General features: G+C 68.6%; 12 protein-coding genes. 4 read left to right on the top strand and 8 right to left on the bottom strand.

Going from position 1 to position 11,045, the window contains the following annotated elements; translation table 11 throughout:
* Positions 1–46: 46 nt before the first annotated feature.
* Positions 47–1,645 carry a phospholipase A2 gene (locus CG740_RS38305; RefSeq protein WP_234376742.1) on the bottom strand — a complete coding sequence of 533 codons (1,599 nt, stop codon included), beginning with the start codon at positions 1,643–1,645 and terminating at the stop codon, positions 47–49.
* Positions 1,646–2,019: 374 nt separating this feature from the next.
* Here CG740_RS38305 and CG740_RS38310 point away from each other — a divergent pair, with 374 nt between their 5' ends.
* Entirely contained in the window at positions 2,020–2,496 is a 477-nt protein-coding gene (locus CG740_RS38310; RefSeq protein ID WP_159030550.1) for a hypothetical protein, read from the top strand.
* Between the two features lie 401 nt (positions 2,497–2,897).
* Positions 2,898–3,959 (top strand): hypothetical protein, encoded by a 1,062-nt coding sequence (locus tag CG740_RS38315; RefSeq protein WP_100579947.1) that lies wholly within the window; start codon positions 2,898–2,900, stop codon positions 3,957–3,959.
* On the opposite strand, the gene CG740_RS41405 is transcribed toward CG740_RS38315, so the two are convergent.
* From CG740_RS41405 to CG740_RS40630, 3 genes are all read right to left on the bottom strand, one after another.
* Positions 3,909–4,685: a hypothetical protein gene (locus tag CG740_RS41405; protein WP_234376743.1), complete on the bottom strand. Its 777-nt coding sequence runs from the start codon at positions 4,683–4,685 to the stop codon at positions 3,909–3,911. The genes CG740_RS38315 and CG740_RS41405 overlap by 51 nt on opposite strands.
* 10 nt (positions 4,686–4,695) lie before the next feature.
* Entirely contained in the window at positions 4,696–4,839 is a 144-nt protein-coding gene (locus CG740_RS41410; RefSeq protein ID WP_234376744.1) for a hypothetical protein, read from the bottom strand.
* Between the two features lie 219 nt (positions 4,840–5,058).
* Entirely contained in the window at positions 5,059–5,946 is an 888-nt protein-coding gene (locus CG740_RS40630) for a hypothetical protein (RefSeq protein ID WP_234376745.1), read from the bottom strand.
* 256 nt (positions 5,947–6,202) lie between these two features.
* On the opposite strand from CG740_RS40630, the gene CG740_RS38335 reads away from it, so the two are divergent.
* Positions 6,203–7,306 (top strand): C40 family peptidase, encoded by a 1,104-nt coding sequence (locus CG740_RS38335; RefSeq protein ID WP_234376746.1) that lies wholly within the window; start codon positions 6,203–6,205, stop codon positions 7,304–7,306.
* Positions 7,303–7,875, top strand: a complete 573-nt coding sequence (locus CG740_RS38340) for a tetratricopeptide repeat protein (RefSeq protein WP_159030551.1) — start codon at positions 7,303–7,305, stop codon at positions 7,873–7,875. The genes CG740_RS38335 and CG740_RS38340 overlap by 4 nt, the downstream gene beginning before the upstream one ends.
* A 57-nt stretch (positions 7,876–7,932) precedes the next feature.
* On the opposite strand, the gene CG740_RS38345 is transcribed toward CG740_RS38340, so the two are convergent.
* From CG740_RS38345 to CG740_RS38360, 4 genes are all read right to left on the bottom strand, one after another.
* Entirely contained in the window at positions 7,933–8,802 is an 870-nt protein-coding gene (locus tag CG740_RS38345) for a helix-turn-helix domain-containing protein (protein WP_100579949.1), read from the bottom strand.
* A gap of 13 nt (positions 8,803–8,815) precedes the next feature.
* Complete coding sequence (locus CG740_RS38350; protein WP_100579950.1) at positions 8,816–9,034, bottom strand: hypothetical protein; 219 nt, start codon at positions 9,032–9,034, stop codon at positions 8,816–8,818.
* Positions 9,035–9,590: 556 nt separating this feature from the next.
* Complete coding sequence (locus CG740_RS38355; protein WP_100579951.1) at positions 9,591–9,821, bottom strand: hypothetical protein; 231 nt, start codon at positions 9,819–9,821, stop codon at positions 9,591–9,593.
* Positions 9,818–10,687, bottom strand: a complete 870-nt coding sequence (locus tag CG740_RS38360; protein ID WP_100579958.1) for an IS5 family transposase — start codon at positions 10,685–10,687, stop codon at positions 9,818–9,820. Before CG740_RS38360 ends, CG740_RS38355 begins: the two co-directional genes overlap by 4 nt.
* Positions 10,688–11,045: the final 358 nt, after the last annotated feature.

The raw sequence follows: 11,045 nt of genomic DNA on the forward strand, positions 1-11,045 counted from the left end.
GAGGGGCGACGGGGACGCCCCTCCCGCTGGTGATACCGGGGGTGGCTCAGGTGGCGTTGGCGCCGTTCTTCGGGTTGCCGCCGCGCTTCACGGCCTGGAGGTAGGTGTAGGCGATGGAGCGGCAGGGGGACTTGAAGCGGTACGCGGAGCAGGTGTAGTCGCGCAGCGTGGTGTGGAAGGCGTTGTCGACGTTGGACTTCTTGTCGCGGTCGAGGTAGTAGCGGTAACCCTTGTAGGTGTTGCCGATGAGGCCGTAGCCGTAGTCGTGCATGTCGCACGCGGAGATGAAGTTGTAGCCGGACGGCTTGTCAGGCGCGGAGGTGCAGTGGTCATGGAGGATGCCGATGACCCAGTAACCGGACGGGAGTTGGCGCCAGTAGGGCTGGTGCCAGCCGTAGTGGGCGGCCCATGCGGCGCAGCCGTTCTTCAGGTACCACAGCCAGTCGGTGGCGCGGCTGCAGTGGCCGGGGTAGGAAGCGGCGCTGGAGAGGTCAGCCTTGGTGATGTCGCCGGCCGGGGGCTGGGTGGCGGCGGTGTTAGTGATGTCTGCTGCGCCGTTGAGCGTGGATTCGCCGGCTGGGCGTGCGGGGCCGACGGGTTCGACGTTGGGACTTCCGTCGGTGGAGGTGGTGAAGTCGAGGTCCCAGCCGCCATTGGACGGGGAGACGATGTCGGCGACGCGGCCGGTGGAGTCGTAGCTGTAGGTGGCGAGCGGTTCGGTGGATTCCACCGGGTTGGTCACCGCTTTGAGCAGGCCGGTGGAGTCGTAGCTGTAGCGGGCTACGGTCTGGGTGGTGGTGCCGGTGGTGAGGTCGATCGCTTTGGCCCGGCCGGTGTATTCGCCGTCCGCGGTCGAGGTGGCGGTGGTGGCCGTGGAGTAGGTGACCTTGAGAGTCTGGGCCGGGGATTCGCCGCCGGCGGCCATGCTCACGGTGGAAACGCGGCCCTTGGAATCGTAGGAGACAGTGTCGGTGCCGGTGGATCCGGTGCCAACGGCGGTGACCCGCCAGGTGTCTGAGCCGGGGGCCTTCTGTGCCCAGGTGTAGGTGGGCTTAACGTCGGCGGCTGCGCCGCTGAAGGTGTCGTCACTGTCGGCGGCGGACTTCAGGTCCGCGTTCACGACTTCCTTGATGGTGGTGGTCATGACACCGAGGTTGCTGTCCCACTTGGACGTCTCGGTGAGGGTGGAGCCGTCGGTGGCGGTGTACTTGTTGATGCTTCTGCCGTCGGGGGTGGAGAGGGTGTCGGTGAGGTTGTAGCGGGTGCTTTCCCCGACTTCGAGATCGGTGACGGTGTAGGCACCGGAGGCAGCTGCGAGCTTGCGGTTGAGCTGGCCGCCGAGGAATTCGGCTTCCCAGCCCTGACCGAAGACGCCGAGGTCGGCGCGGGAGGGATCGGCGGACTGGGGCTTGGCAACGCCGTTGACTTCGGTGACGGCGTGCTTACGGCCCATGAGTCCGGCGGGGGCGTCGGTTTCGTTGATTTCGAAGGTGTTGGTAGCGGTGAAGTAAAGGCCGGGGCCGACTTGTTGGACGGCCCCGTCGGCGAGTGGCTGGTCGGGGTTGGCGGCGGCGCCGGCCGGGGGCTGCGGGAGCAGCATGGTCATGCCTAAAGCGGCGGCCAGCGGCAGCATGATTTTGCGCATGGATGTCCCCTCGTTGGTGATCCCTTTGCGAGATCGAGAGCGGACACTAGTGCGACCGAGAGAACTTCCACAAGATGTTTAAAAAGGGAGTCAAGTAATCCGCTTTTTTTCTTGACCGACACGAGGGAGCTACTGGGTTGACCACCGGGAGCACATGAGTATCTGTACTCATGTGCTGGGCCCTAGCAGTCCCTGAAAATGTGAACATGACACGTTCACGGGTTCTTACAGGGGCGGGCGCAGCAGTGCTTACGATGCTGGCGCTGGCGGCTTGCGGCACACAGAGGGGTCAAGACGGAGCGCGCAGCAGCGCCGACGCCGTAGGCGCGCAGCCGGTGGCATCCGAGCCGAGCCCGGACGCGGAGGTGGCATTCATGCAGATGCTGGAGCGGGTAGGTAGGCCGTGCGTGCCGGACGCTCCGGCGGAAGAGACCGGCTCGGATGATCCCTTGCCGGGCGAGCACCCGCCCACCCGCCCCAGCGAGCTGCTCCCGGTGGGCGAGAAGCCGCCCACCGCCAACGCGAGCCCTACCGCTACGGCTGAACAGCCCAAGCTGAACGGTGTGGAGAAGTGCGAAGGCCGCGAGCATTCCACCCGCATCACCAAGGCGCTCACGGACCTGAAGAACCCTCAGGCCGCCCAGGTCAGGGCTGCCCTCAACCGGCTCGGCTACATCAACAGCCGCATCCACGACCTCACCGAGGCGGCCGGCACCGTGCGCTTCTACCTGGACTTGCGCGTGATGGGCGGACAGCTAGCAGTCAAGGGCGCGGCCGGTGGAGGGACCGTAAGCGCGCAGGCATTCGCTTACCCAGAGCAAGGCAAATTCGCGCCGGAAAAGCGGAATTAGGCTGATCGCTTTACAACCTCACGGCATCTGGCCGCGATTTGAACGCGTCCGTGAAAATGAAGCTCCCGGTGGCCGTGGTCTCGGCCCAGACCACCGAGTTCGGGCGTGTGCCGCGGTCCGTTATAGACGCCACGAGCGAGCAGGTCTGATCTGCGGAATCTGTGACATGGCACGTCACAGATTCCGCGCACGTCAGAGTCCGGAACCGGCAGCCATCACTCACAGTGTCACGGTCACGGAACTACCAGTGGCACAGGCCATGGGCGGGGACGGCACTGGGCGTCCTTGAATTCTTCCGCCGGCGCACCCCAGCGCGTCTTCGGTCTCGGGCCATGGGGCCCCCTACGGTGGACTCACCTCGTGCCAGTCGTCGTAGGGCCACAGGTGCGGCAGTCGGGGACATGGCGTTGGAGGACGGGATGGTGCAGGTCTCGCCGGGCGAGCTGGATGACCGGGTGCTGGGGCGTACCTGGACGGTGCGCCTTGATGCCGCCGGCCGGAGTAGCGCGGCGGTGCGTGTCTCGTGCAGCCGCCCCGCATGCGTCCCGGAGCGCCTGGCGACCACGGCGGCCGGCCGTACCGCGGCGGTGGCCCATCTCAAGGCGCACCTCAAGGCGATGGCCGGCCCGCGGGCTCAGGCGTTCTGCGTCTGCAAGGCCGAGCACTGCCACCTCCACACACCTGCTGCTCGCTTCGACGAGCGCCCGGAGCGCGGCGTGCCGTGGCGGTGCGGCGGGCCGGTGGTCCTGTCCGTCGTCACCGACCGGGAGGGCCGCTGGTGGCGGGCGATGGAATGCTGCTCACGGTGCGCGGCCGCCACCCCCGGAGCCACGACCGTCGCCACCGCACCACTTCCGCCCCGGACTGTGAGTACCGTCGCCGACGCCGCCCGGCCCGTTGCCGCGCCTGTGGGCGGTCCGCAGTTCTCCGACCGCTCCTGCGCCGGTGGTCCGCAGACGGTGCCCGCTGCCCGGTCCACTCGCCAGCGTCCCGCGCGGGACGGCCGGATCGCCGGGCACGTCGTCCCGCACGGTCTGCGGCCGCTTGAACTGCGCGATGAACTGACGGAACTGGGCGACCGGTTCCGTTCATACCAGCAGCGGACCGAACCGGACCTGGCGCTGCTGGCCGACCTCCACACACGGAAAGCGGCCGCGTTCACCCGGTGGGCCGACGTCACCGGCGACAGGCACCTGCGACGGGAGTCTCAACGTGCCGAACAAGCCGCCCAGACCACCCGCCTCCAGCACCAGCAGCGGGCCACCCGGCCCACGGACGATCCTGATAACGACGGCCCCTCGGCCGTGGCCCGGCTGGCGCGCGCTAAAGGGGCACTGCTCAGGTTGGAGCCGAGGCACAGCAGCGTGGCCACGAGGAGGCACACCGCCCGCCGAAGGGAGCGGGACACCATCTCAGTCGGCATGGCGCACCTGCACCCATCCGTCCTTGGACGCATACGGTGAGTCGGGGAAGTAGGAGGCCTTTGGGCTGTCCCGCTTGGACCAATACCGGGGTTCGTTGGTCAGCTTCCACATGCCGTCCTGCCACTTCAGGATGAGCATGTCGGCCTGGTCCTTGAGCGGGTTGTCGTCCGGTCCGCCGTCGGGCTTAGTGGCGAAGCGGTCGTAGGTCATCCAGATCTCGACAACCTTGCCGTCGTCCGACAGCGACCGCATCCGCACCGCTTTGACCGCCGTAGTAAAGGTGATTCCAGCAGGAACGCCGCCGGACGGTGGAAGGTTGAGGGCCTCGCGGAACTTGCGGACATCGCTGATCTGCTCGTCGATGTAGCCCGGCGCATCCTTGGAGACGATGGCCTGCAACTGCTGCCGGGCCTTCTGATCGTCCAACCAGGCGTATTCCTCCCAGAAGTAGACGGCTGCCGAGATCTGTCCGTTGGGGGTGTTAGGGAACCCGGTGGAGATGCCGTCCTTCTGTCCGGTCGGCGCCTTCAACGTGATCTTCCGCCCCTTGTCCGGGGTCATCGGGCCACTACTTCCCGGGGCGGATGACGAGGCTGAGGGTGCCGATACCGACGGGCTTGCCGTGGCCTTCGACGATTTGCTGTCGTCATCGCCGAGTAGCGAGAAGGCGGTGATGCCGCCGGCGACCAGGGCGCTCGCGATGAGGACGCCGATGCCGGCGAGGGTCAGTTTGGCGCGGCGGGCCTTGCGGTCGTGATGCTCCATCAGCCCGCCCCTACTTCGCCATGTTGTAGAAGGCGAGCACCAGCGAGGAGGTCACGCCGATACCGCCGGCGCCCACCAGGCTCCACAGGACGCCCTGCTTGCCGCGGGCGGCCAAGGAGGCCCGCTCGGTGTTGTGGCCGACGGCGACGAGCATCCAGGCGACCAGCGAGCCGAGGACCGCCGCGGACAGGCCGATGCCCGCCGTCCAGCCCAGGATCGTCTTCGTCGGGTTGCTGACCTCCTTGGGCAGCTGGGGGGTGTAGTCGGGGACGACGCCCCCTTGCCGCCGGTGTCATCGGCCAGGACGTGCCAGTGCGGGTCGGTGACGACGCTGTGCAGGGTGCTCAGGAACTGACTCATGGCCGATACCTCGTCAAAGTGCAGGAACAGGAACGGAAAGCGGCGCGGGGCGCGGGGCGTGGGGCAGCGGGTCGCCCCAGGCGGCGCGGGCCGCGGCGTGGACGGCGGCGGCGAGTTGCCCGGCAGCCTGCCGGGTGCGTGGCCGCAGCCGGGAGGGGATGCCCAGGCCGTGGGCCCGGATCCCGGGGTCGTAGGGCAGGTGCACGACGGCGGCCGTGCGCGGGCCAAGCATGGTGGCGCCGGCCCGGACGACGGCCGGGGTACGGCCGTCGGTGGGGGCCACGAGCGCCACCACGGCGCGTTGCAGCGGCAGGCCCTCGGCGTGCAGGGCCATCACGGCCTGTTGGAGGGCCTGGATGCCTTGGGCGGTCGCAGCCGCACACAGCACCGGGATCGCATAGGGCAGTTCGCACCACCCGCGGGTCTGCCCCTGACGCCCTGCGCAGCGGGCCGCCAGGACGTCGTGGGCCATGGGGTGGGCGGTGTCGGCAACCACGGCCTGCCAGCCATCGATGGCCGAAAGCTGATGCCAGGCGGCGGGTTCGTCCGGCAGGGCGAGCGGCCGGGTGTGCCAGTCGCGGCCGTCGGTCAGTACTTGCCACTGACTGCCGTCGAGTCCGGGGCGACAGGACGCGGCCTGTCGCACCTGGGCCGGGGACAGCGGCTGGTCGGCGGGCAGGGCGGCCAGCCCGGCCGCCGGGCCGCCGGATGTCCAGGCGGGCCAGGGCGACGACAGCCGGGGGGCGGTGTCGAGCACCACCGTGGCCCCGGTCGGCGCCAGGGCGCAGGCAAGGAGGTTGGCCACAATTGACCGCCCGCTGCCGCCCACGGCGGACAGCACCGGGGCTACCAGGCGCGTCCCTTGCGCCATCACCGCCGACGGCGCCGGCTGCTTCCTCACCCTTACCCCCGAAGAATGTGCAAATGTTCGCTCTTGCTAATTTCTGATGACTAATTAGGTAGATGCAGGGGGCATCACACCCTACACTCGCGAGTCACGCGGGCACGAGAGTGATTCCCAACTGCCCGACTGGTGACCTGTGACGGCATAGTGTCACGCACACTCACGCATATGCCAGGGCTTTGGTTCCCCGGCACATCAGGACGCGTGCAGCTTTGGGAGAGCAAAGTAGCGGTACGGGCCAGAGGGGGGCTGCGTGCGAATCAAGCGGTGGGTGGCAGCGGGCGCGGTGGGCGCGGTGATGACCCCTTTTGCCCTCGGCCTGGGTGTCGTGCTGCTGATCTCGACGTTCGATGACCGCAACGGTGGGAACATCCCGCTGCCGACCGCCAACGCGCTGCGGATCGGCCGAGGCGGCGTGCCCGCTGAGTACGCGCAGCTGATCATCAACGCGGCCGCCGCGTGCAGCGAGGGGCTCGCCCCCTCGATCCTGGCCGCGCAGCTTGAGGCCGAGTCCAACTTTGATCCCACGGCGATATCCCGCAGGCCGGACCGCACTCCGATCGCGTTCGGGATAGCGCAGTTCATTCCGGAGACGTGGGCGACCCGTGGCGTCGACGGCAACGGCGACGGGGTTAAAAACGTGATGGACCCAGCCGACGCGATCCCCGCCCAGGGGCAGATGATGTGCTCTCTGCTGCACACCGCCAAGCAGCACCCGGACTACAACGGCTCCCCCATCGAACTCGCCCTGGCCGGTTACAACGCCGGGTGGGGCCGTGTCGATCAGTTCCGCGGCGTGCCGCCGAGCTCCTTCGCCGGCGGCGAGACGTACGACTACGTCCGCAAGATCATGGCGGGCGCCGCCAAGTTCGCCGCCCCGGTCTCCAGCACCAACGTCGACCTCCCCGCGGGCTACTCGCTGCCCTCCGACGCCCCGGCCGCAGTACGCACCGCGGTGGCCTGGGCCTTGCAGCAGCGGGGCGGCTGGTATCAGTGGGGTGGCGACTGCACGCAGCCCCTCGGCAACACGCCCTCCCGCCGATGCGGCTGCTCCTCGCTGATGCAGCAGGCCTACAAGGCCGCCGGCATCGACCTCCCGCGCACCACGTTCGAGCAGGTCGATGTGGGCCGTCAGGTCAGCATGGACGCCGTGAAGCCGGGCGACCTGGTGTTCAATCCGGGCTCCGACGGCAGCGATGCCCGCCCCGGACATGTGGGCATGTTCATCGGCAACAACATGATCATCGAGGCGCCGCGCACCGGGGTCCAGACCCGCATCGTGTCCTACAGCAGCTGGCGCAACTCGACGAGCGCCATCACACGGATCACCGAAGTCCGCCGGGTGGTGAACTGGTGATCCTCCATACCCTCACCGGGAGTTCGACCATGGACGACGCCACCCTTTACCGCCCCTGGGGGACCGTCACCCCCACCCTCTGGGGCTCGGCTGCCGTCGCCGAGCTCATCCCCGGCACGGGCCCGGACCCCCTGAGCGGCACGGTCCAGGAGCGGCTCGCCGCGGTCGCCCATGCCTACACTGCCGACCGCCCCGACCAGGCGGCCGACCTGGCCCGGCAGCTCGATGCCGAGGTCACCGCCCAGTACGGCGATGCCCACCTGCGCACGGCCGAGGTCCGCGAAGTCCGCGGCTACCTGGCCCACCTGATGGGGGATCACCGCAGCGCGGTGGGCTGGTACCTGCATGTCGTCCGGCTCCGCGCCGGTCTGCAAGGCCCGCAGCACCCGGACACCGTCGGCGCCTCGCGCCGGGCCTACAGTCTGTGGCGCAACGTTCCCGCCGCTGACGCTGTGCCGCTCGGCAGTGAGCTGCTGTCCACTGTTACCGCCGTCCACGGCCCCGAATCCGCCGTCGCCCAGCACACCCGCGACGGTCTGAAGGCCTTGACCGAGCAAGCCCTGCTCTGACCGGGCGGTCGCGGCCCCGGACACGCCATGCGTCCCGAGGGCCACGCCGCCCGCTTCCTACCCGGTCGCGACCCTGGCGCCAGCGAGTATGTCCCGGACCCGAGCTGCGCGGAGCTGCCGTTGCCGACTGACTCGGTACCGGTGTGTCACGGCGTGATCCAGCACCTCCTCCAGGGTTCGCTCCATCGGGGAAAATGCGGAGGAGCTCCGCACTTGGCTATCGCCCCGGAGCACGCGCACGTGGGAGGCGTTCACCGTCACCTTGGGGGAAAATGCGAAGACGTGCTGCACATGGCCATCGCTCCCGAGCACGCGCACGTGGGAGGCGTCCACCGTCAGCTTGTCGGCGAGACACTCCTGACGCTGCTGTTCGCGTTGCCGCCACAGGCGGAGCCACGCTTTCACCCACGCCTCGTGCTCCTGGTCGGGCACCTCGCAGACCTGGAGAAAGGCACGCAGCTGGTCGAGCTGCAGCACGGTGGCACCGTGCAGCATGCGGTGCACGGTGGTGTGCGGCAGCCGTCCGATGCCCGCGCGGCGCTCTATCTCGTCCAGCGGCATGCCGCCCGACTTGTAGTAGAGCTCGCGCAGGGCCGCCAGGAGTTCAGCGGATTCGGTCACCAGTTCCGGGCGGGGGGCCTGGAGGCGGGGGTGCAGCGTGCGATGTTCGATCCAGCGTGCATTGCGCCACAGCTTCCGCGCTGCCTTCACATCGGCGCCGCAGCCGCGGGCGTAGGCCTCCACCACCGGCAGTTTCGGGATGCGCTCGCCGTTGGTGGCCCGTTGCAGGGTCGTTGCGGTGTAGATGGTGGTCTCGGCGAGAGCGGTGTAGGTCAACCGGGCCGTGGTCCGCTGGTCGCGCAGCCACTGGGCCAGTGCGAACAGGCCGCTGTTCGGTGTCAGGATGGGTTTTTCCGGTCGTCCCACGGCCCGGCCCGCCTCAGAGCGCGGCCGGGGCCGGTGTCGGCCGGCGGGTCAGACGCAGCCCCACCAGCCCGGCGCCGGTGAGGAGTTCAAGGACGGTGGCCACCGGCATCCCGGCCAGCGCGAGGGCGGCGCCGATCGCGATGACGACGATGACGACGACGGCCTCCGTGCCGCTGAGGCGGCGCGGCGGCCGGGGTGTTTCGACGCACTCGGTGCACTGCCGACGGTTCATGGTGTTCCCTCCAGGTATCGAGGTGGTGGGGTGGTTGGTCCCCTCCGGCGGCCGCCCCATCACCGGGGCTGCGGACTCCGCTTCCACGTCGGGGCGGTTGCAGACGCCCGTTCGTGTGATGAGCATGGTGCACCAGTTCGCAAACCTCGGCGGGAGTTGATGCACAGCCATCCCGACACCGTCGCGCCGGAACACAGTGTTCCGATGCCAAATATCTGTGGCGCCCACCCTGACCTGCGGAAAAGACGCCGCTGTGGATGTCGGTGGGACTTGGTAAGACGAATTGCTGCAGAGCCACCCCACTTTGGGTTGCTGCTGGGCGCTCCTGATGCGACGCTCCCGGGTGTGTTCCCAAACCCCCTACGTAAGAGGCGGGTTTGGTCCTCTTCGGCGGCTGCGGACTCCACTTCCACCAGTCCAGGGACCTTCAGGGCACCCGGCGCGCATCACGTGTGTTGCAGCACGCGCGCCACGATGAGGGCCGACCCCACCCAGGTGGCAGGTCGGCCCTCACGCATGTACGGCGGGCGATCGGGCTGCTCGTCACGGCCGACCGTCATCGGCTGCGGCCGCCCGGGCCGTGGGCAGGAGCCTGCGGAGCCAGGCTCGGCCACGACGCCGACTCCGCGCGCGGGCGGGCCAGGCGCAGGGCGGCGTCCCGGGCGGCCGCCTCATGGACGAGCTGCTGCGGGGCCCGCTCGGCGATCTGCCGCCGCAGCCCCGCCTCGGTGCGCAGTGCCTCAACGGCGGTGCGGGCCTGAGAGGTCGTTTTCTCCCGGTGTTTCATCCTGGGATGGGTGGTTGATTGTCGTTTGCCGGGTCGCGCCAGGAGATGGTGCTCTCGCCGGTGAGGCCTCGGGCCATCAGGTCCGTCCTGGCCAGGTGGATCATGGCTTCGGAGTGAGCTGTGTGGGTTTCGTAGTCGCGGGCCAGGCGGCGGTGGAGCATCAGCCAGCCATAGGTCCGCTCGACGGCCCACCGCTTCGGGATCGGGGTGAATCCCCTGGTCCCGGGGGTGCGGGCGGTGATTTCCATGTCGATGCCGAGGGTGGCGGCGTGCTCGACGAGGTGCTGGCGATAGCCGCCGTCGACCCAGACCTTGCGGATGCTGGAATGCTCGGCGGAGACCTGGTCGAGGAGTTGAGTGCCGGCCACGGAGTCCTGCACGCTGGCCGCGGTGACCAGTACTGCGACCAGGAGGCCGATCGTGTCGGTCACGATGCTCCGTTTGCGGCCCACGATCTTCTTGGCGTTATCCGTGCCCTGGCTCGTGGCGGGAACGCTGGTGGAGGTCTTGACGCTCTGCGCGTCGATCACGCACGCTGACGGCTCTGCGTTGCGGCCCTCCCGTTGGCGCACCAACTCCCGCAGCAGGCCGTTGAGCTGGGCAAAGATGCCGTCGGACTGCCACTTGGCGAAGTAGCCGTAGACCGTGTTCCAGTTCGGGAAGTCGTGCGGCAGGTAGCGCCACTGCACCCCGGTGCGGTCCACATACAAGATCGCGTTCATGATCTCGCGCAGGTCATGCTCGGGCGGCCGGCCAAATCCCAGGGCCCGGCCGTGGCGCTCGTAGCGCCACACGGACAGCACCGGCTCGATCAACTCCCAGCGGGCATCGGACAGATCACTCGGATACGCGCGACGGTCGGTCATGACATGGAGATAGCGCCGGTCGGGGGCGTGCGCCCAGGCGTGCGTCCTGCCGAGCTGAAGCACGGAACAAGTTCAGGCGTCCTGGGATGAGACAGGCGCAAGCCGACTCCGGCCCCGGACGCCACACCACCCACCTCTGCAAGCACGACCAACTCGGCAACCTCATCCGCACCAATACATCAGCGGGTGCAATCCCGAAGTTACCGCCGCATCAAAGGAGAAAACGACCTCTAACGAGCGCCAGTGCCCCCGCACCGGGTTGGCGCTCTGTCCCTGCGGCGAGATGGTCCTTCAGCTAGGTTCTGTCTCTCCGATCACGAATGGAGAGACAGAACTGTCGGCGAAGTGAAGCCTGCTT

The sequence above is a fragment of the Streptomyces sp. CB01201 genome (genome assembly GCF_002803085.1).
In the GTDB taxonomy this organism is placed as follows: domain Bacteria; phylum Actinomycetota; class Actinomycetes; order Streptomycetales; family Streptomycetaceae; genus Streptomyces; species Streptomyces hundungensis.